The following is an 18825-nucleotide window of genomic DNA, read 5'->3' on the forward strand; positions in this document are numbered from 1 at the left end:
GGGCGGTGACGACCCCTCGGGGAGCATAGGTTAACCTAACCTAAGTTGTTGCCCCGGGGGTGCCCGAACCATCCCCGCCCCTCCCCGGAGCCCCCCGTGCCCGTCACCCGACCACGGCGACCGCAGGCCGCCGACCCGGCCGTCCCCGCGACCCCCGCCCCGCCGACCCGCCCCGCGCGCCGCGCCGCCGGGCTCGCCGCCGCCGTCCTGCTGCTGGCCGCCGTCGTGGTGCTCAGCATCGCCGTCGGCGCCGGCCGCATCCCGCTCGGCGACATCTGGCCCGGACTCACCGACCCGCAGTCGCCCGCCCACACCGTCGTGCACGACATGCGGCTGCCGCGCACCCTGCTCGGCCTGCTCGCCGGCACCGCCCTCGGGCTCGCCGGCGCGGTGATGCAGGCGCTCACCCGCAACCCGCTCGCCGACCCCGGCCTGCTCGGCATCAACGCCGGAGCCTCCGCCGCGGTCGTCGCCGCGATCGCGCTCCTCGGCGTGACCACCTTCGACGGCTACGTGTGGTTCGCCTTCGCCGGGGCCGCCGCCGTCGCCGTGCTCGTCCACGCCGTCGGCGGGGGCCGCACCGCGACCCCGGCCCGGCTCGCCCTCGCCGGCTCCGCCCTCAACGCGACCCTCTTCTCCTTCGTCAGCGCCGTGATGCTGCTCGACACCACCTCGCTGGAGCGCATGCGCTTCTGGACGGTCGGCTCGCTCGCCGACGCCCGGCCCGGCACGGTCTGGCGGATCCTGCCGTTCGTCGTCGCCGGCCTGCTGCTCGCGCTCGTCCTGGCCCGCCCGCTCAACGCGCTCGCCCTCGGCGAGGACTCCGCCGTCGCCCTCGGCACCGACCCCGCGCTGGCCAGGGCCGGCGGCATCCTCGCCGTCACCCTGCTCTGCGGGGCCGCCACCGCGGCCTGCGGCCCGATCCTCTTCGTCGGCCTGCTGGTGCCGCACCTCGTCCGCCGGCTGACCGGCCCCGACCTGCGCTGGCTCTTCCCGTACTGCGCGGTGCTCGCACCCGTCCTGCTGCTCGGCGCCGACGTGCTCGGCCGGGTCGTCGCCCGGCCCGGCGAACTCCTCGTCGGCATCGTCACGGCCGTCCTCGGCGGCCCGTTCTTCATCTGGTTCACCCGCCGCGGCAGGGCGGTGCAGGCATGAGCACCGTCCTCACCGCCGGCCGCCTGTCGGTGCGCTTCCGGCCCCGTGCCCTGGTCGCCGCCGCCTCCTGCCTGCTGCTCGCGGCCGCCGTCTCCGTCCTCACGCTCGGCAGCGGCGACTACCCGATCTCCCCGCAGCAGGTGCTCCGCACCCTCGCCGGCGGCGGCACCCCCGCCGAGGACTTCGTCGTCAACGAACTCCGGCTGCCGCGGGTCGTCACCGCCCTGCTCGTCGGCGCCGCCCTCGCCCTCGCCGGGGCGCTCTTCCAGTCGCTCGTGCGCAACCCGCTGGGCAGCCCGGACGTCCTCGGGTTCACCCAGGGCGCCGCGACCGGCGCCCTCGTCGTCGTGGTGGCCGGCGGCAGCAGCCTCGCGCTCGCCGGGGGCGCCGTCGCGGGCGGTCTGGTCACCGGGGCCGCGGTCTGCGCGCTGTCCTGGCGCGGCGGGCTGCACGGCGGCCGTCTGATCATGGTCGGCATCGGCACCGCCGCCGTCCTGAGCGGCGTCAACGGCTACCTGCTGACCCGGGCGCAGCTCATGGACGCCGCCCGCGCGGTGCTCTGGCTCACCGGCAGCCTCGACGGCCGCGGCTGGGACGACGCCCTGCCGCTGCTCGCCGTGACGGCCGTGCTCGTGCCCGTGGTGCTGCTCGGCTGCAGCCGGGCGCTGCAGGGCCTGGAACTCGGCGACGACGCCGCCACCGCGCTGGGCGTCCGGGTCGGGCGGCTGCGGCTGCTGCTGCTCGCCGCCGCCGTGCTGCTCGCCGCGCTCGCCGCCGCGGCCGCCGGGCCGGTCTCGTTCGTCGCGCTGACCGCACCCCAGCTGGCCCGCCGGCTCACCCGCTCGCCCGGCCCCAACCTGGCGGTCTCGCTGTGCACCGGCGCGGCGCTGATGGTCACCGCCGACTTCGCGGCCCAGCGGCTCGTCGCGGGCCACCAGCTGCCGGTCGGCGTGGTGACCGGCGTGCTCGGCGGCGGCTACCTGCTGTGGCTCCTCGCCGCGGAGCGGCGGGCCGGGCGGATCTGACGCCCCCGTCCGGCCCCGCCTCCGCCCCGCCCCCGTCCCTCTCCGCCCCCGCCACGCCGGTGCCCGGCCGACGGGGCGCGCGCGGCCGGTCCGCGGCGGATACTGGCGCCATGCGCGAGAACCCAGAGAACCCGGAGTTCCCCGAGGACTACGACGAGGAGTCGCCCGCCGTGCTGGAGGCCGAGGACGAGGAGCGCGAGGTGGCCGAGCCGCAGGTCGACGAGCTGGAGCAGCTGCGCGAGCGGCGGGCCCTCGGAGCCCGCCAGGCGGACGACGGCGACGCCGTCGAGCAGTCCCTGGTGGTCGCGCTCGACGACGAGGACGACTACCGCGACTGACCCGCGCCGCGCCCGGTCCCGCGCCTGTGCACGTGCCCGTGCCCGTGCCCGGGACCGCTCAGAGCGCCCGGCGGCGCTGCAGCCACGTGAACGCCAGCCAGCCCGGCAGCACCGGCAGCAGGAAGACCAGCAGCCGGAACAGCATCACCGCGGCGAACGCGCTGCCCTGGTCCATGCCGCCGGTGTGCACCAGGCCCTCGGTCAGCAGGCCCTCCACCACGCCCGCACCGCCGGGCGTGGGGGCGGCCGAACCGGCCGCGTTGCCCGCGAGGAACACCACCGCGACGGCGCTGAACGCGGGCCGCGCCCCGACCGCCAGCGCGCAGCAGTACAGGCACACCACGAACGCCATCGACACCAGCAGCTGGCCCGCGACGCCCGCCGCCAGCTTGCCGGGCTGCTGCAGCAGGTCGAGCAGCCGCGGCAGCACCTCGGCACGCAGCGGCCGCAGCAGGCCGACGAGCCGCCGCCGCAGCCACGGCACCGCCAGGGCCGACAGCAGCACGGCCGCGACGAGGCCGAGACCCGCGGCGAGCCAGGCCGGGTCGGGCAGGTCGGTCTGCGGCCCGAGGCCCATCATCGTGGTGAAGAGGGCGAGCTGGAGCAGGTGCAGCACCAGCCCCAGCAGCTGGGCGGCACCGACGCTCGACAGCGCCTGCGCGGTCGGGATGCCGCTGCACTGCAGGAAACGGGTGTTGAGGGCGACCCCGCCCACCCCGCCGGGCGACACGAGTTTCACGAACGATCCGGCGACCTGGGCGGCCAGCGCGCTGCGCAGCCCGATCCGCTCCGGTACGAAGCCGACGAAGCCCAGCGTGGCCGCCAGGTAGCTGCCCGCCGCCGCGAGCACCGCCGCGGCCAGCCACAGCGGATCGGCCTCCGCGACCGCCCGGAACGAGTCGAGGCCGGCGCCGAACAGCGCCTGCAGCAGCAGGTAGCCGCCCGCCATGCCCGCCGCCACGGTGGCGAGGGTGCGCGGACGCAGCCGCTCCAGCCGTACCGGCTCCACCGGCGCCTGCGGGCGGTGCCGCAGGACTTCCGCCCGTATGCCCGCGGCGAGTTCGGGCTGCCGGGCGAGTGCCTCGCGGGTGGCCCGCGGCAGGGCGATGGGCTGAAGCAGCGGCAGTGCGGCGCCGATCGCGGCCGGACCGAGCACCGCGATGCCGGTGGCGACCGCGCGCCGCGCACCGGCCCGCAGGCCCAGCACGGTGAGCATCCCGGCGACGTCGAGGCGGAGCAGCAGCTCGCCGGCGGCTATCTCGCCGTGGGCCAGCTCCGTCAGCTGCACCCGGCCGTCGTCGCCGAGGCGGACGGCGTCCGGGGTGAGGGCGCGGTGGGCGATGCAGCGGCGCTGCAGGAACCGCAGCTGCTGCCAGGCGTCGGCCAGCACCGTGTCGGTGATCTCGGCCGGCGGCACTTGCCCGACCGGCCGGCCGGGCAGGTGCCGGTAGGCGACCAGGGCGGAGTCCGGGCCGAGCTCGGCGGCGGCGAGGGGCTCGGGGGTGCGCACGCCCGCGGCGGCCGCGGCGTGCGCGAGCAGGGTCTGGTGGGCCAGCGCGGCACGCAGCGGACGCAGCCCGAGCGGGAGCGGTGCGGTGCGCAGCCGCAGCAGCTGCCATACGTGGTGCGGCAGCCCGGTGGCGCCGGACCGGCGGTCGAGCAGCCGGACGTCCAGGTCGGGGCGGTCCTGGTGCTGGGTGACGAAATAGCAGCAGGTGCCCGACACCCGGATCGTGTTGGGCCGGGTGCCGGCGTTGCGCAGGGCGACCCAGAGCTGCAGCTCGGACGGCTCGCGGGTGGGCTCGCCGAGGGCCCAGGTGACCGTGTGCGCGGCGGTCCACCCGACGAGGAGGGCGAGCACGACGGAGAGCGGGGTGGCGTAGCCGGTGAGCAGGCCGGAGAGGCCCGCCGCGGTGAGCGTCGCGGCGAGGGCGGTGCGCCAGCGCGGGAGGCCGCCCGCGCCGACGGCCGTCATGAAGGCCAGCACCGGCGCGAGGTGCCCGTACACCGGGTCGGTGCGGCCGAAACCGCCGGGGGAGGGGTGGGTGAGGGCGGTCAGGCCGCCCACCGCGAGGTCGAGGGTGAGCGACAGCGCGTAGGCGAGGACGGCGGCCAGCACCCCGTCGGCGATCCGCCGCCCGGCGCGTCGCAGCAGCCGGTCGACGGCGAAGGCCAGGGGGACGAGCAGCAGGGCGGCGGCGCCGAACGCGGCCACCAGCCGCTCCGGCGGGCGCGGCAGGAGGCCGGTGCCCTCGGCGACGTCCGCGTCGAGCCCGCCCGCGGTGCCCTGGGCGTACTGCGCGAGCAGGAGGAGGAGACCGACGCCCGCGAGGCCGACGAGGGCACGGGTCATGGCGGCGGGGTGCCGCACGCGTCCGGCTCGCGGCGTCGCGGGGGCGGTCCGCAGATCGTCGACGGGGGTCAGCGTGGCCACGCGGCATGCTCCCACACGGCGCGGCACCGGGAGGGCGGGTCGTCGGACCGTGACCGTGCCAGGGGGAGTGAAGAGCCTAAAATACGGACATAACACCCCGTGCGGCTGGTCTCCCGAGCCCCGCGGCCCCCGGCGGGGCGGCCCGGTCGCCGAAGGGAGACGGACCATGACCAAGAGCCCCAGCGGCAAGATGACCAGGCTCCGTCGCGGCACCCAGGACATCCTCGAACGCCGCGGCATGGCGGGCACCCCGGGCCCGCTCGCCCCACAGCTCCACACCGACGGGCCGGCCGCCGCACGCAGCACGCCGTACTTCGGCGACGACGCGTTCAGCCACGGCGGCCGCCGCACGGACGGCACGGCCGGGCCGATGAACGGCGCCGCCCACCACGTCGAACTGCCGGGCCACCGGCACCGTGGCGCCGAGAGGCACTCCGCACACTGACCGCACCCCGGGAGGACGCCCCGGCCGCGCCCCCGCCGCCACGGCAGGGGCGCGGCCGCGCGCCGATGCGGAAGAGTGGGGCCGCGCGCCGTCGGAGGGGCGGCCGCCCCCGACCGGAGGAGTGCAGATGTCCGACACCCCGTCGCAGCAGACCCCGTCGCCGCAGAGCCCGCTGCTGCAGAGCCGCGAGGAGTGGCTCGCCTCGCTGCCCCGGGTCTACGCGGCCGCCGGCTGCCTGATCACCGATCCGGAGGGCCGGGTGCTGATCGTCAAGGCCGGGTACCGGGAGCACTGGCAGTTCGTCGGCGGCACCGTCGACGTCGGCGAGAACCCGCAGCAGTGCGCCTCGCGCGAACTCCTGGAGGAGACCGGCATCGAGAAGGAGGCCGGCGAACTGCTCGCCGTCGCCTGGACCAACCCCTCCGCCGAGCTCGACCACCCGGCCTGCCACTTCCTCTTCGACCTGGGCACGATCCCGGCCGACACGCCGATCACCCTCCCGGTCGGCGAACTCGACCACCACCGCTGGGCCGGGGTCGACGAGGCGCTCGGCCTGCTCGGCCCGGCCCGGTCGCTGCGCCTCTCCGCGGGCCTCGCGGCGCGGGCCGACGGCCGGGTCCGCACGGTGACCAGCCCGGTCTCCGGCTTCTGACCCCGGGCGGCCCCGGCGGCCCGTCCGGCGGCCCCGCCCAGGCCCGCCCCGCCCGGGCCGGGCGGGGTCAGCCGAGCAGCCGGGCGCGCACGGCGGCCGCGTCTCCGGCCGGCAGGTACGCCACCGGCTCGAACTCCTCCAGCGTCTCGCGCAGCGCCGCCTCCGCGGTGGTGCCGGCCCCGTCGAGCACCGCCTCGATCGCGGCGGCCTCGTCGGGCCGCCCGAGCATCCCCCACAGCGGGCGCAGGTTCGCCGTGCTGAGCAGGTAGTCGTCGATGATCGCGTCGGCCCGGACCCCGGCGACCGACAGCAGGACGAGCGAGGCCAGGCCGGTCCGGTCGCGTCCGGCCCCGCAGTGCACGACGACGCCGCCCGGCTCCGCGCGGCCGACCGCGGCCACCACGTCGGCCACCGCCTGCCGGCAGTGGTCGAGGTACGGGCGGAACGCCAGCGGTGTGCCGTCCAGGCCGCCGAACCGGGCCCACCAGTCCGGTCCGGCCAGCTCGTCGAGCGGCACCCGGACGAGGCCGATCCCGTCGGGCCGTTCCAGCAGCGGCCGGTACTCCTCCTCGTTGCGCAGGTCGACCACCGTGCGGATGCCGTGGGCCTGCAGGGCGACCCAGCCCTCGGCGGTCAGGCGGTCGAGGTTGTCCGCGCGGACGACGGCCCCCCGACGGGTCCACCGTCCGTCGCCGGTGGGCAGGCCGCCCAGCTCGCGCACGTTCAGGCAGCCGTCCCAGACCAGATGTCGATCGTCCGTCATGTCCCCGTTCCCCCTCGCCGATCCGGGGGTGCCGCATCGTGCGGCGCCCCCGATGATCAGACTCCCGGCGGCCGCCCGACGGTTCCCGTGCCCACGGCCGGCCGGGGACGGATGCGTCACACGCCGGTGCGGCCGGGCCGTCCGTCGCGGTCGAAGGTCCACAGCAGCGTGCCGCGGGCGTCCCGGCAGTGGACGGCGGCGAAGCGCTCGTCGTGGACGGAGAGGAACCCGGTCGCGGCGCCCCGCAGCACCTCGCGCGCGACCACGTCGGCGGGGTGCCAGACGCCGTGCAGCACCAGCGCCTTGTCGGCGAGTTCGGACCGGTGGATCGGGGCGACCTCGGCGAGCCGCAGCGCCTCGTTGACGTCCACCAGCTCGGCGGCGGCGAGGTAGGTCTCGGTGCCCGCCGTCCGTTCCAGCCGCCGCAGCAGCTCCGGCAGCCCGTAGTGGCGGACGGCCGCGACGGTGTCCTCGACCGCGACCTGCCAGCGCGGGCCGGGCACGATCTCCCACCAGACCTCGCCGCCCACCGGCATCAGCGCGCCGATCCGGGTGTGCCACCACTCCAGTCCGGTGACGGCGCCGGGTTCGGTGCGCGGTGCGCGGCCCGGGCGGGCGGCCGACCAGTCGGCCTTGCGGGTGAGACCGAGGGTGACGGTGTAGCGCACGAGCCGGTCGTCGGCGGCGCCGATCTCCACGCCCAGGAGGGCCCAGTGGTCCTCGTCCGGCAGGGTGAAGCCGTGCCGACCGCCGGAGAGGCCCAGGGCGCGGAGGGCGGGCGCGAGGTGGTCGCGCATGCCGTCCGCGAAGAGCGTCCGGGCAGAGGTCATCACGTGTCCTGAGGTCGGGGCCGGGGGAGGGGCCGCTCGGGGCCCACTGCCACCGTAGGCAGCGGCATCCCCCGGCGGCCGCAGGCGAACGGCAGCCGCTGACAGGACATTGGTCCTGGTCGGGGCAGTCCTCCGGCCCGGTCGGGCCGATCCCGCCCCTACGCCCCCGGCCTCGCCCGGATGGCCCATGATGGGGCGGGTGCACAGTGCAGACCACGACGGGCCGGGTGGCGGCGGGCGCACGCCCGACCATGCCGGCCCGGGCCCACGGCCCGACCTCACGGATGCCGTCCAGGCCGCGCAGGGGGGTGACGAGCAGGCGTTCCGGCTGCTCTTCCGGGCCGTCCAGCCGGGCCTGCTCCGCTACCTCGGCGTGCTGGTCGGCGGCCGCGCGGAGGACGCCGAGGACATCGCCTCCGAGGCCTGGCTCCAGATCGCCCGCGACCTCCGCTCCTTCCGCGGCGACGGCGACGGATTCCGCGGCTGGGCCGCCACCATCGCCCGCAACCGCGCCATGGACCACCTCCGCCGGCACCGCCGCCGCCCGGTCGCGGACCTCCCGGTCGAGCACCTGGCGGACCTCGCCGCCGCCGAGGACACCGCGGGCAGCGCCCTCGCGGGCGTGGCCACCGCCGACGCGCTCGCGCTGGTCGCCCGGCTGCCCCGCGACCAGGCCGAGGCCGTGCTGCTGCGGGTGCTGCTCGGCCTCGACGCGCAGAGCGCCGCCGACGTGCTCGGCAAGCGCCCCGGCAGCGTCCGGATGGCCGCCCACCGGGGCCTGAAACGGCTGGCCTCGCTGCTCGACCAGGCGGGCGGGGCGGCCGCCGGGGTGCCCCGGCAGCAGACCGGCGGAAAAAATTCTCCGCGGGGTGTGACACCGGCGCGGGCCGCGACGCTGAAGGACATGAGATGAGCAAGAACCGATCCCGCCGGATCGACCGCGACACCGCCGAGCAGCTGCTCGGGGGCGGCCCGGTCGGCCCGGAGGCCGGTGCGGACTCCCTCACCGGGCACGCGGCCCTCGCCGGGCTGCTCGCCGCTGTCGCCGCCCCGGCGGCCGGCGGCGTCCTGCCCGGGGAGGAACAGGCCGTGGCGGCCTTCCGGGAGGCTCGTCGCAGTCCTGAACCGCACCCCGGGAGAGCAGCGATGGCGGACACCGCGCGCAGGAGGGCCTTCACCGTGAAGGCCCTCGTCGCGGCGTTCGCCGTGACCGCGGTCGGCGGCGTGGCGGTGGCCGCGGGCACGGGCGGTCTGCCGCGGGTGCTCGGCGGCGGCCCGGCGGTGGTGCGCACCCCGCAGGGCGGCCCGTCCGCCTCCTCCGGCCACGGGCCCGTCCGGACCGACGGCCGGTCCGCCGGGGCGTCCGCCCCGGGCACCCCCGGCACCTCCGGCCCGTCGGCGGGTTCCGGGCCGTCGGCCTCCCCCGCTGCGGGGCCCGCGGACCTCGCCGGGCTCTGCCGGGAGCTGGCCGTACGGACCGCGGCCGGCGGCAAGCTGCGGGAGCTGCTGGCCGACCCGTCGATGGCGCCGCTGGTCGCCGCGGCGGGCAAGGAGTCGAAGGTGGTGGCGTACTGCCGGGCCGTGCACGCCGTGGCCGCGGAGTCCGCAGCCCCGGCGGCGGGCAGCCCGGCCGCCACCACGGGCAGCGGCTCCGGCGGACAGCAGGCCACCCCGACCCCGACCCCGTCCCCGACGAAGAGCCGGCGGACGGCCGAGCCGGCCCGCCCGGACCTCACCGACGGCAGCGCAGGCGCCGCCGTGCGGTGACCCCTGATCCACCGGGCGGCCGGCGGGTACCCCCCGGAACCGTCGGCCGCCCGGTGCCGTACGACCAGCAGTACCCCCCGAACTCCGGGGGGCCGGTGGGTCCCCCCGTACCCATCGGCCCCCCGGGACCGCCCCGGGCGGGTGGTGGGACTCCCCCGGGTCCTGCCTCCCGTCCGGTTCCTGCCCGAGGGCAGTCGCGACCGCCGGGCGGTCGGTGGATTCCCCCGTGTCCACCGGCCGCCCGGCTCCGCGGGCACCGGCCGCGGGGCGCCTGTGCGGGCCTGCCGGACTGCGTCGGCCGGCGCCCGGGCCGCTAGGGTGCAGCAGGCGGCCGACCGGCCGTCCGACCGACGAGAGGAGCTGGACCGGTGATCGGACGCGCACTGAACGGGCGCTACGAACTGGTCGAGATACTCGGCGTCGGCGGCATGGCCACCGTCTTCCGGGCCGTCGACCACCAGCTCGGCCGCCAGGTCGCGGTGAAGGTGCTCAACGGCGGTCTCGCCGACGACCCCCGTTTCGCGGACCGGTTCGGCCGGGAGGCCCAGCTGGCCGCGATGCTCGTGCACCCGCGGATCGTCATGGTCTTCGACTCCGGGGTCGACCACGGCTCGCCGTACATCGTCATGGAGCTGGTGCAGGGCCGGACCCTGGGCCGCCTGCTCGCCGAGCTGGGTCCGCTGCCGGTGGACCGCGCGGTGGGCATCGCCGCGGCGGTCTGCGAGGCGCTGGAGGTGGCGCACGGCGCCGGGCTGGTGCACCGCGACGTGAAACCGGGCAACATCATGATCACCGACGACGGCGGGGTGAAGGTCGTCGACTTCGGCATCGCCCGGGCGAACTCCTCCGCCGGTCAGCAGCTCACCCAGACCGCCGCGGTGCTCGGCACCGCCGCCTACCTCTCGCCGGAGCAGGCCACCGCCTCCCCCCTGGACGGCCGCTCCGACCTCTACGCCGTCGGCTGCGTGCTCGCCGAGATGCTCACCGGCGAGCCGCCGTTCACCGCCGCCACGCCGGTGGCCATCGCCTTCAAGCACGTCCGGGAGCAGCCCGCCCCGGTGTCCGTCCGCCGGGCGGGCATCCCGCCGGAGCTCGACGTGGCGATCATGCGGCTGCTGGCGAAGGACCCCGCCGACCGCCCGGCCACGGCCGCCGCGGCCCGCGCCGAGCTGCTGGGCGCCGTCCCCGCGGGGGCCGTGCCGGACCGCACCGCGGAGCTGCTCGGCTCCGCCACCCAGGTGCTGCCGAGCGTCCCGCCCATGGCCTTCCCGCAGCAGCCCGGCGGTTTCCCGCAGCAGCACGCCGGGCCTTACGCCGAGCAGCAGCACACCTCGCTGCTGCCCCCGGTGGAGATGCCCGCCGGTGCGCCGCACCGGTACGACGACGTCCCGCCGCGCGGCCGGCGGAGCCCCTGGCTGCTGGTCGGCGCCGGCGCCGCCGTGCTGGGCGGCACCGCGGCGGTCGTCGCGTTCGCGCTCGGCGGTCCCTCCGGCGAGGGGACGGCCGCGGCGGCCACCCCGAGCGCGGCCGGGGCGGTGTCCTCCGGGCCCGCCCCGGCCGCGCCGGCCGCCGCGCCGTCGCCGAGCACGGTCCGCAGCAGTCCCGCGCGTTCGGCCTCGCCGTCGGCCCGCCCGGGCCCGGAGGCCGTGCTGGCCGGGCTCCGCGCCGACGTCGCCCGGGCGGACGCCGGCAAGGAGCGCGACCGCAAGGCGGCGCTGCTCCGCAGCCTCGACGACGCCGCCGAGGCGATGGACGACGGGGAGTGGGACACCGCGGAGGACAGGCTCAAGGCCGCCCAGCGGACCGTCCGCGACCTCGCCCGGCGCCACGCGATCCCCACCGCGACGTACCAGAGCTGGCAGACGCGGCTGACCGCGCTCGTGGCGGCGGCGCACCAGAAGGCCGACTGAGCCGGCCGTCAGGGCGTCCGCGACGGGCCGTCCGGCGGTTCGTGGCCGAGGCGGCGGCCGATGACGATGCGGGTCCGTCGTCCGATGGAGGTGGCGCCGGCGGTCAGGAAGATCAGCGTGTAGAGGATCTGCAGCATCACCATCGACCGGGCCTCCTGGCCGGACGGGGTGATGTCGCCGTAGCCGACGGTGGCCATCGTGATCACGGTGAAGTAGAGCGCGTCGATCCGGGTGGTCAGCTGCCCGGAGAACTGCCCCTGGTCGCGGGCGAGCGCCAGGTAGCAGGTGGCGAAGACGAGCATCGAGGCGACCATCAGCAGGGAGATCCCCACCACCGGGTGGCGGTCGGTGCGGCCGGACAGCTCCGCCCAGATCTGCCGGAGCAGGAGGGCGGCCAGCCCCAGCAGGGCCACGGCGAAGGCCGTCCAGCTGAGCACGGGGTTGTGCGGCCCGAAGATCTGGAGCGGCACGGTGAACCACACGACGAGCATCAGCACCGGCCCGCCGAGCAGCACCAGCGCACCGCGCACGTAGTGGCCGAACTTCGTCACCGGGCCTCCTTTCCGGCCGTCGGCCCCGCGGCGCCGGGCCCGCCGGTGTCCAGCAGTTCCAGGACGGCGAGCACCACGAGCAGGGCCGCCGCGAGCCCGAGCACCACGAGCGCCGTCGGGTACGGCCGGAGCACCAGCACGACCGCGGCCGCGGCCACCGCGGCCGCGGAGAGCCAGGGCTTGCGGCGGTGCACGAAGCGGCCGACCGGCCCGGGCCGCGCGCCGGTCGCGCCCACGGCGGTGCGGACCCGTCCCAGGCCGGCCCGGCACCGCCCGCGCACCTGCCGCGGGGCGCGGCCGGGGCCGCCGAGCCAGGCGCCGAGGGCGACGATCACGCCGAGCACCACCACCGTCCGGACGGCGCCGTGCAGGTGGCGGACGAGGGCGTCGTACACCGCGGCCGCGGCGGCCCGGTCGACGTCGGCGGGCAGCCGGTCGAGGTAGCGGCCGCGGAGGAGCACCAGGGCGGTGCCGAGGGCGGCCGCCGCCGCGGCCATGGCGAGTGCGGCGGCCGTCAGCGCCCGGCGGCGGCGTACCGCGCACAGCACGCCGGCCAGCGCGCAGGCGACCGCGCACACCGGCACCCGGAAGCCGTACTCCGCCAGCCGACGGAGTACGTCCCGGGTCGCGCCGACCCGGTCGGAGCGCACCAGCGTGTACGTGGCGTCGACGTCGGGGATCGCGGCGGCGGCGGCCACCCCGTCGGCGACCAGCCCGGCCCTGACCTGCTCGACCACCGGGGCGAGGTCGAGGGTGACGGTGTCGTCCGTGATCGTGACGGCGCCGTCGCGTCCGGCGAGGGCGTCGTCCAGGGCGGCGTGCGCGTCGCGGTTGACCGCCGTCCAGATCGCGGGGAAGGCGTCGCTCGTGACGATGTCCCGGACGAGGCCGTGGACGAGGCCGGCGAGCCCGGCGCCCAGGGCCGGGGCGAACTGTTGGAGGAGGTCGCCGAGCGGGTTGTCGCCGGTCGCGCCGGGGAGAAGGTCGGCCGGCAGCCGGTCGACGACGGCGGTGGTCACCCGGTCCGTCACCGCGGCCTGGACGGCGGGGTTCCGGGCGAGCGGGGCCACGGTGGCGAGGTAGCGGTCGGTGTCGTCGATCTCGGAGGCGGCCCAGGCGGCAACGACGGCGGGCGCGGTGAGCAGGGCGGCCGCGAGGATCAGCACGACGGCCAGGGCCGAGCGCAGCGGGTGGCGGCGCGGGCGGGCGGCGGCCGCCCCGGCGGGTGGTCCGTCGGGGGTGTCGCTGGCCATCGGCGCCTCCGCTGGTGGGTCTCTGCTCCTCAGCAGACACCGGCTCGGAGGTGCGGGCCAGTCGGGAGAACGCCGGAGCCGCCGGTGCGTCAGATGACGCACCGGCGGCTCCGGGGGAAAATCAGGCGGTGTGGGCCGACTTGGTGGTGGTCTCGGCCGCCGTGGTGATGCTGGTCGGGTTCACGGCCGGGCGCGCCTGGTCGGCGGGCGCCGGTGCCGGGGTCGACGCGGCGGTGGTGTTCTGGGCCTCGGCGGGGGCGTCGTCCTCGCGGAGCGCCTTCGTCTCCGCCTTGAGGATGCGCATGGACTTGCCGAGCCCGCGCGCCATCTCCGGGAGCTTCTTCGAGCCGAACAGCAGGACGAGCACTGCCACCATCACGAGGATGTGCCAGGGCTCGAGACCGTTACGGAACATCCCTGACCACCGGTCCTTCCGAGGAGTTTCTCGTCGCTTGTGGAACACCGGACCGATCTGCCCGGCTCCGGCCAGTATGCCTGGCCGAGTCGGCGAACGTATACACCGGTCCGGAAACCGTGGTCAAAATGCAGGTGATTCTCCGGTGGTGGTCTGGACCACTTGCGAGCCTCGGGGTGCAGGCCGGAGCGGGAGGAACCGCAGTTCGCGGCTCCTCCCCGGCGTCCGGCGGTCAGGCGGCCGCGGCCGTCGCGGCGGGTTCGGGCGCGGGCGCGGTGACCGCCGGCGCCGTCCCCGGGGAGCCGGTCCCGGCCACCGGGCCGGCCGGCAGGTGCCGCATCAGCCGGGCCGCCGCGATCGCGGCGCCCACCAGCACGACCAGCCCGGCCACCGCGGCGAGGTGCATGCCGTCCGTGAAGGCGGACCGCGCCGCCGCCAGCAGTTCGCCGCCCGCCGGGCCGCCGGCCCGGGCGGCCACGGTGACGGCACCGCCGAGGGTGTCCTGCGCGGCGCGGGCGGCGTCGCCGGTCACCCCGGCGGGCAGGCCGCCGTCCAGCCGGGCCTTGTAGACCGCGGCGCCCGCCGCTCCGAGCAGGGCGATGCCGAGCGAGCTGCCGAGTTCGGTCGCGGTCTCGGACGTGGCGGAGGCGGATCCGGCCTGCTCCGGCGGCGCGGCGGAGACGACCATCTCGGCGGTGAGCGTCGAGGTGCCGACCGTGCCTGCGGCGATCACGCCGGCGGCGGTGAGGACCAGCCAGAGCGGGGAGTCCGGCCGGACCAGCGCCATCAGGCCGAACCCGGCCGCGCCGACGAGGAACCCGCAGGTCATCAGCGGCGCGGGCCGGACGCGTCCGGCCAGGGCACCCACGGCGCCGACCGCCGCGCCCACCCCGACGGAGGGCAGCAGCGCCCACAGTGCGGCGCTCAGCGGGCTCATGCCCCTGACCAGCTGCAGGTACTGCGAGGTGAAGAGGGTGAAGCCCATCAGGGCGAACATCGCCACCGTGTTCACCGTGATCGCGCCGGTGAAGCTGCGGATGCGGAACAGCGCGGGGTCGACCAGCGGGTGGGCGGCGGTGCGCAGACGGACGGTCAGGCCGGCCGCGGACAGCAGGCCGAGGGCGAGCGCGGCCAGCGGCAGCGGGTGCGGGCCGTCCACCGAGAGGTTCTTGATGCCGTAGACCGCGGGGAGCACGGCGGTGATCGCGAGGGCGGCACCCACCAGGTCGAAGCGGCCCGGCCGGGCGGTGCGGTACTCGGGCAGCAGGGTGGGGGCGGCGGCGAGCACGAGCAGCATCACCGGTACGGCGACGAGGAAGGCCGAGCCCCACCAGAAGTGGTCCAGCAGGAGGCCTCCGACGACCGGGCCGAGGGTGGCGCCGCCCATCATGGCGCCGCTCCACGCGCCGAGCGCGGCCTGCCGCTGCCGCGGGTCGTGGAACATGTTGCGGATCAGCGCCAGCGTGGAGGGCATGAGGGTCGCCCCGGCGACCCCGAGCAGGGCCCGCGCGGCGATCAGCTGGCCGGCCCCGTCCGCGTGGGCGGCGAGCAGCGAGGCGACGGTGAAGCCGCCCGCGCCGAGCATGAGCAGCCGCCGCCGGCCGATCCGGTCGCCCAGGGCGCCCATCGGGACGAGCAGCCCGGCGAGCAGGAACGAGTAGATGTCGAGGATCCACAGCTGCTGGGTGCCGCTCGGACGCAGGTCCGTGGAGATGAACGGGACGGCGAAGAAGAGCACCCCCATGTCCATGGTCAGGACGAGGGTCGGCAGGAGCAGGACGGCGAGGCCCGTCCATTCACGTCGGCCGGCGCGGCCGTGGGGGGTGGTCATGGCAGGAACTGTACGGACGTGTGACACGTGCGTCTAGTACAAGCGTCTAATTCATATGTGTGGGTCACCCGTCCAAGACGAACGTCCAGGCGGGCCGTACCATCGGGGCATGGGAAATCGAGAGGACCTCCTGGCGGGCGCCAAGCGCTGCCTGCTGGAGAAGGGCTACGGCCGGACCACGGCCCGCGACATCGCCTCCGCCGCCGGCGTCAGCCTGGCGGCCATCGGCTACCACTACGGCTCCAAGGACGCCCTGCTCACCGAGGCGCTGATGGCGGCCATGGCGGAGTGGGGCGACGAGCTCGGCCGCGTGCTCGGCGCACCGGACACCGGCACCGACCCGCAGGAGCGCTTCGTCGCCACGTGGGACAGGGTGCTGCAGAGCTTCACCGAGCACCGCGGCCTGTGGCGGGTGCAGTTCGAGATCCTCGCGCAGGTCGAGCACTCGCCCGAGCTGCGGCAGATCCTCGGCCCGGCGCAGAAGGAGGCCCGGCTCGGGCTCTCGGCGATGTTCCAGGGCCTGCCCGAGGTGCCCGACACCCCGGAGGAGCTGACCCGCGGCGCCTTCTACCAGGCACTGCTCGCAGGGCTCGCCGCGCAGTGGGCCCTCGCCCCGGACTCCGCACCGGACGGCGCGGCGTTCCTGCGCGGCCTGCAGATGGTCGGCGGCGCCGTGCTGCCCGGCTAGGCGGTGACGGCGGTCAGCAGGACGACCGAGTCCTCGTGGGCGAGCAGCCCGTGCCGCTCCTGCGGCACGCCGTGCAGCTCACCGGCGGCGGCCTCCTGGCGGCGGCCCGCGACGGTCAGCGACACCCGCCCGCGGAGCACCTGGATGCTGGCCGCGACCGGCGCGTTGTGCTCGTCCAGCGAACTGCCGGCGGTCAGGGCGATCACGGTCTGCCGCAGCACGCCGTCGTGCAGCAGCAGGTGGGCGCTGCGGCCGTGCGGACTCTCCGCGGCGAGCGCGGAGTGCTGGTCGGCGAGGGCGCCGAGGTCGACGCGGACGGGGGCGGTCATCGCGGCCTCCTTGCGGGCGGACAGGGCCAGATCCATGAGACACCTGACGGCCGCCCCGCCGCACCCGCACCCGCCCGGGCCGTCCGGCGTGCGGGCCGCGCAGGGCGGCCCGATCGTGGAGGCATGGCGACCAACCAGAAGTTCAACGGATTCAATGTCAACCGCAGCATGCTGGTCACCGGCGCGGTCCTCACCGGGTTCGGTGCGGTGCTCTCGCTGACCGGCGCGGCGATCCTCGCGGCCACGCTCGCCTCGGCCGGCCGCGACTGGATGCAGCAGCTGGACACCCCGCCGAGCGAGCGGGCCGCACGGGCCGTGAACCAGGCGCGCGCCGCCTCGCTGGCGGGCATGGAGGCCTGGCGCTCCCAGGGCCGGGCCTCGTCCAACTGAGGCGGGGGGGCGAACGGCGGCGGGCACGCCCGAACGGGTGCGCCCGCCGCCGCCGTCGCACCGCGGGAGGAACTGCGGGCCGCGGGGCCTACAGGCCGAGCGACTTCGCGATGATCGTCCTCATGACCTCGCTGGTGCCGCCGTAGATCCGGAAGACCCGGTTGTCGGTGTAGAGCCGGGCGATCGGGTACTCCAGGATGTAGCCGTAGCCGCCGTGCAGCTGCAGGCACTTGTCGATCACCTGGGACGCCGACTCGGTGCAGAACAGCTTCGCCGCCGCGGCGTCCGCGACCGTCAGCTCCCCGGCCTGGTAGAGCTCCAGGGCGCGGTCGACCATCGACTGCTGCGCCACCACCTGGGCCTCGCAGTCGGCCAGGGTGAACTTCGTGTTCTGGAACTCCGCGACCGCCTGGCCGAAGACCTTGCGGTCCTTCACGTACTGCACCGCGAAGCGCACCGCGGCCGCCGCGGCGGCGTACGCGCCGACGGCGATGGCGAGCCGCTCCTGCACCAGGTTGTGGGTGAGGTAGGTGAACGCCTTGCCCTCCTCGCCGAGGAGGTCCTCGACCGGCACCCTGACGTCGCTGAAGGACAGCTCCGCGGTGTCCGAGGTGCGCAGGCCGATCTTCTGCAGCTTGCGGCCGACCGCGTAGCCCTCGGAGGCCGTGTCGACGCAGAGGATCGACAGGCCCGCGCGGCGGTTCGCCGGGTCGTACGGCGCGGTGCGGGCGACGACGAGCACGAGGTCGGCCAGCACGCCGCCGGTGATGAAGGTCTTGGCGCCGTTGAGGACGTAGTGGGTGCCGTCCTCGGAGAGCTTCGCGGTGGTGGTGATGCCCGCGAGGTCGGAGCCCGCGCCGGGCTCGGTCATGGCGATCGCCGTCATGATGTCGCCGGAGACGAAGCCGGGCAGCCAGCGCCGCTTCTGCGCCTCGTCGGCGTACTCCAGCAGGTACGGCAGCACCAGGCCGGTGTGCACGCCGGAGGAGCCGAAGCTCACGCCCGCCCGGGCGACCTCCTCGGTGACGACGGCCTGGTACTTGAAGCCGCTCTCGCCCGCGCCGCCGTACTCCTCCGGGACCTCGATGCCGTAGACGCCGAGCGCGCCCAGCTTGCGGTAGAAGTCCCGCGGCGGGTGGCCGGCGGCCTCCCAGCTCTCGTAGACCGGGACGACCTCCTTGGCGATGAAGTCCCGGATGGTCTCCCGGAACGCCTCGTGGTCCTCGTTGAACACCGTCCGGCGCACGGCGGGCTCCCTTCGTTGGGCGGCTGATCGCCTGACAAGTTAATCGCCGGTAGCTTCGGCTGTCCAGCGTCCGCGCCCTCATTTCTCGCAGGTCGTGGGAGGAGTAAGTGAATGCTTGCTAGCCTGTGCAGCGGTCATCGGCGGCGGACGGGGGGCAGACAGTGGCAGCGGAACGCGAGCCCCGGCCCGCCGGCGGCGGCCGGGTCGTCCGGCGGCCCCCCGGACGGCGGGCGCAGATCCTCGCCGCCGCCGCGGGGCAGTTCCACCGGCGCGGCTACCACGCGGTCTCCATGGCGGACGTCGCCGCCGAGGTCGGCATCACCGCCCCCGCGCTCTACCGGCACGTCCGCAACAAGCCGGAACTCCTGCTGCACGCCGTCGCCGCCGACCTCGCCGCCCTGCGCACCGCCGTCCGCGCGGGCGCCGGCGGGCCCGCCGCGCTCTGCCCGGCCCTCGCCGCCGCCGCCGTCGAGCACCGCGCCCTGGGCACCCTCTGGCAGCGCGACGCCCGGCTGCTGCCCGCCGCGCAGCGTGCCGCCCTCCGGCGCGAACTGCGCGGCGACGTCCGGCAGATGGCCCGCGGACTCGCCCGGGCCAGGCCCGAACTCGACCCGGCCCAGGCGGAGTTCCTCTGCTGGTCGCTGCTCTCCGCGTACGGCAGCCTGTCGTACCACACGTTCGCGCCGCCCCGGCGGTGGTTCGAACGGCTGCTCACGCGGATCGGCACGGACCTCCTCGCCGCCGCGCCCGCGCCCGCCGCCGCGCCCGCGCCCGCCGCCGCGCCCGCGCCCGCCGCCGCGCCC

The 18825-nt window shown here is 76.5% G+C and carries 20 protein-coding genes; 11 read left to right on the top strand and 9 right to left on the bottom strand.

Annotated elements, in window-relative coordinates; genetic code table 11:
• Window positions 1–96 precede the first annotated feature (96 nt).
• From SNE206_RS36245 to SNE206_RS36255, 3 genes are all read left to right on the top strand, one after another.
• Entirely contained in the window at window positions 97–1155 is a 1059-nt protein-coding gene (locus tag SNE206_RS36245) for a FecCD family ABC transporter permease (RefSeq protein ID WP_407917835.1), read from the top strand.
• Window positions 1152–2180 (top strand): FecCD family ABC transporter permease, encoded by a 1029-nt coding sequence (locus SNE206_RS36250; RefSeq protein ID WP_407917836.1) that lies wholly within the window; start codon window positions 1152–1154, stop codon window positions 2178–2180. The genes SNE206_RS36245 and SNE206_RS36250 overlap by 4 nt, the downstream gene beginning before the upstream one ends.
• Before the next feature lie 110 nt (window positions 2181–2290).
• On the top strand, window positions 2291–2518 hold the full coding sequence (locus SNE206_RS36255; RefSeq protein WP_407917837.1) for a hypothetical protein: 228 nt from the start codon (window positions 2291–2293) through the stop codon (window positions 2516–2518).
• 58 nt (window positions 2519–2576) lie between these two features.
• Here the strand turns inward: SNE206_RS36255 and SNE206_RS36260 are convergent, their stop codons facing one another.
• Window positions 2577–4952, bottom strand: coding sequence for a lysylphosphatidylglycerol synthase domain-containing protein (locus SNE206_RS36260; protein ID WP_407917838.1), 2376 nt, complete (start codon window positions 4950–4952; stop codon window positions 2577–2579).
• A 166-nt stretch (window positions 4953–5118) separates the two neighbouring features.
• Here SNE206_RS36260 and SNE206_RS36265 point away from each other — a divergent pair, with 166 nt between their 5' ends.
• Together SNE206_RS36265 and SNE206_RS36270 are read left to right on the top strand one after the other, a co-directional pair.
• Window positions 5119–5397, top strand: a complete 279-nt coding sequence (locus SNE206_RS36265) for a hypothetical protein (RefSeq protein ID WP_407917839.1) — start codon at window positions 5119–5121, stop codon at window positions 5395–5397.
• Window positions 5398–5524: 127 nt separating this feature from the next.
• Window positions 5525–6049, top strand: a complete 525-nt coding sequence (locus SNE206_RS36270) for an NUDIX domain-containing protein (protein WP_407917840.1) — start codon at window positions 5525–5527, stop codon at window positions 6047–6049.
• Between the two features lie 67 nt (window positions 6050–6116).
• Here SNE206_RS36270 and SNE206_RS36275 read toward each other — a convergent pair whose 3' ends face one another.
• Both SNE206_RS36275 and SNE206_RS36280 read right to left on the bottom strand, forming a co-directional pair.
• Window positions 6117–6812: a tyrosine-protein phosphatase gene (locus SNE206_RS36275; RefSeq protein ID WP_407917841.1), complete on the bottom strand. Its 696-nt coding sequence runs from the start codon at window positions 6810–6812 to the stop codon at window positions 6117–6119.
• Window positions 6813–6928: 116 nt separating this feature from the next.
• A complete protein-coding gene (locus SNE206_RS36280) occupies window positions 6929–7642 on the bottom strand; it encodes a hypothetical protein (protein ID WP_407917842.1) in 714 nt (237 codons plus the stop codon).
• 190 nt (window positions 7643–7832) lie between these two features.
• Between SNE206_RS36280 and SNE206_RS36285 the strand changes: the two genes are divergently transcribed.
• The 3 genes from SNE206_RS36285 (at window position 7833) to SNE206_RS36295 (ending at window position 11319) form a co-directional block, all read left to right on the top strand.
• Entirely contained in the window at window positions 7833–8555 is a 723-nt protein-coding gene (locus SNE206_RS36285) for an RNA polymerase sigma factor (protein ID WP_407917854.1), read from the top strand.
• The gene (locus tag SNE206_RS36290; RefSeq protein ID WP_407917843.1) at window positions 8552–9409 is read left to right on the top strand and encodes a hypothetical protein; all 858 of its coding nucleotides are present in this window, start codon (window positions 8552–8554) and stop codon (window positions 9407–9409) included. Before SNE206_RS36285 ends, SNE206_RS36290 begins: the two co-directional genes overlap by 4 nt.
• Window positions 9410–9777: 368 nt before the next feature.
• Window positions 9778–11319, top strand: coding sequence for a protein kinase domain-containing protein (locus SNE206_RS36295; RefSeq protein ID WP_407917844.1), 1542 nt, complete (start codon window positions 9778–9780; stop codon window positions 11317–11319).
• Window positions 11320–11327: 8 nt separating this feature from the next.
• On the opposite strand, the gene SNE206_RS36300 is transcribed toward SNE206_RS36295, so the two are convergent.
• From SNE206_RS36300 to SNE206_RS36315, 4 genes are all read right to left on the bottom strand, one after another.
• Window positions 11328–11870: an ion channel gene (locus tag SNE206_RS36300; protein ID WP_407917845.1), complete on the bottom strand. Its 543-nt coding sequence runs from the start codon at window positions 11868–11870 to the stop codon at window positions 11328–11330.
• A complete protein-coding gene (locus SNE206_RS36305; RefSeq protein WP_407917846.1) occupies window positions 11867–13123 on the bottom strand; it encodes a hypothetical protein in 1257 nt (418 codons plus the stop codon). The genes SNE206_RS36300 and SNE206_RS36305 overlap by 4 nt, the downstream gene beginning before the upstream one ends.
• Window positions 13124–13244: 121 nt before the next feature.
• Window positions 13245–13538: a Sec-independent protein translocase subunit TatA gene (gene tatA, locus SNE206_RS36310; protein WP_405012658.1), complete on the bottom strand. Its 294-nt coding sequence runs from the start codon at window positions 13536–13538 to the stop codon at window positions 13245–13247.
• Between the two features lie 232 nt (window positions 13539–13770).
• Window positions 13771–15369, bottom strand: coding sequence for an MFS transporter (locus tag SNE206_RS36315; protein WP_407917847.1), 1599 nt, complete (start codon window positions 15367–15369; stop codon window positions 13771–13773).
• Window positions 15370–15478: 109 nt separating this feature from the next.
• Here SNE206_RS36315 and SNE206_RS36320 point away from each other — a divergent pair, with 109 nt between their 5' ends.
• Window positions 15479–16057 carry a TetR/AcrR family transcriptional regulator gene (locus SNE206_RS36320; protein WP_407917848.1) on the top strand — a complete coding sequence of 193 codons (579 nt, stop codon included), beginning with the start codon at window positions 15479–15481 and terminating at the stop codon, window positions 16055–16057.
• Here the strand turns inward: SNE206_RS36320 and SNE206_RS36325 are convergent.
• The gene (locus tag SNE206_RS36325) at window positions 16054–16422 is read right to left on the bottom strand and encodes a cupin (RefSeq protein ID WP_407917849.1); all 369 of its coding nucleotides are present in this window, start codon (window positions 16420–16422) and stop codon (window positions 16054–16056) included. The genes SNE206_RS36320 and SNE206_RS36325 overlap by 4 nt on opposite strands.
• 87 nt (window positions 16423–16509) lie before the next feature.
• Here SNE206_RS36325 and SNE206_RS36330 point away from each other — a divergent pair, with 87 nt between their 5' ends.
• Entirely contained in the window at window positions 16510–16776 is a 267-nt protein-coding gene (locus tag SNE206_RS36330; protein ID WP_407917850.1) for a hypothetical protein, read from the top strand.
• Window positions 16777–16864: 88 nt separating this feature from the next.
• On the opposite strand, the gene SNE206_RS36335 is transcribed toward SNE206_RS36330, so the two are convergent.
• Window positions 16865–18022 (bottom strand): acyl-CoA dehydrogenase family protein, encoded by a 1158-nt coding sequence (locus SNE206_RS36335; protein WP_407917851.1) that lies wholly within the window; start codon window positions 18020–18022, stop codon window positions 16865–16867.
• A 161-nt stretch (window positions 18023–18183) separates the two neighbouring features.
• Between SNE206_RS36335 and SNE206_RS36340 the strand changes: the two genes are divergently transcribed.
• The coding region (locus tag SNE206_RS36340) for a helix-turn-helix domain-containing protein (protein ID WP_407917852.1) at window positions 18184–18825 on the top strand (642 nt) is incomplete at its 3' end.

It is taken from the genome of Kitasatospora sp. NE20-6 (assembly GCF_045862635.1).

Excerpts from the sequence above, each read along its gene's own strand:
- SNE206_RS36265 (WP_407917839.1), top strand. The coding sequence starts at position 5,119 with ATGACCAAGAGCCCCAGCGGCAAGATGACCAGGCTCCGTCGCGGCACC.
- SNE206_RS36275 (WP_407917841.1), bottom strand. The coding sequence starts at position 6,812 with ATGACGGACGATCGACATCTGGTCTGGGACGGCTGCCTGAACGTGCGC.
- SNE206_RS36325 (WP_407917849.1), bottom strand. The coding sequence starts at position 16,422 with ATGGATCTGGCCCTGTCCGCCCGCAAGGAGGCCGCGATGACCGCCCCC.
- SNE206_RS36250 (WP_407917836.1), top strand. The coding sequence starts at position 1,152 with ATGAGCACCGTCCTCACCGCCGGCCGCCTGTCGGTGCGCTTCCGGCCC.
- SNE206_RS36320 (WP_407917848.1), top strand. The coding sequence starts at position 15,479 with ATGGGAAATCGAGAGGACCTCCTGGCGGGCGCCAAGCGCTGCCTGCTG.
- SNE206_RS36285 (WP_407917854.1), top strand. The coding sequence starts at position 7,833 with ATGGGGCGGGTGCACAGTGCAGACCACGACGGGCCGGGTGGCGGCGGG.
- tatA (WP_405012658.1), bottom strand. The coding sequence starts at position 13,538 with ATGTTCCGTAACGGTCTCGAGCCCTGGCACATCCTCGTGATGGTGGCA.
- SNE206_RS36305 (WP_407917846.1), bottom strand. The coding sequence starts at position 13,123 with ATGGCCAGCGACACCCCCGACGGACCACCCGCCGGGGCGGCCGCCGCC.
- SNE206_RS36255 (WP_407917837.1), top strand. The coding sequence starts at position 2,291 with ATGCGCGAGAACCCAGAGAACCCGGAGTTCCCCGAGGACTACGACGAG.
- SNE206_RS36290 (WP_407917843.1), top strand. The coding sequence starts at position 8,552 with ATGAGCAAGAACCGATCCCGCCGGATCGACCGCGACACCGCCGAGCAG.
- SNE206_RS36330 (WP_407917850.1), top strand. The coding sequence starts at position 16,510 with ATGGCGACCAACCAGAAGTTCAACGGATTCAATGTCAACCGCAGCATG.
- SNE206_RS36270 (WP_407917840.1), top strand. The coding sequence starts at position 5,525 with ATGTCCGACACCCCGTCGCAGCAGACCCCGTCGCCGCAGAGCCCGCTG.
- SNE206_RS36315 (WP_407917847.1), bottom strand. The coding sequence starts at position 15,369 with ATGACCACCCCCCACGGCCGCGCCGGCCGACGTGAATGGACGGGCCTC.
- SNE206_RS36280 (WP_407917842.1), bottom strand. The coding sequence starts at position 7,642 with ATGACCTCTGCCCGGACGCTCTTCGCGGACGGCATGCGCGACCACCTC.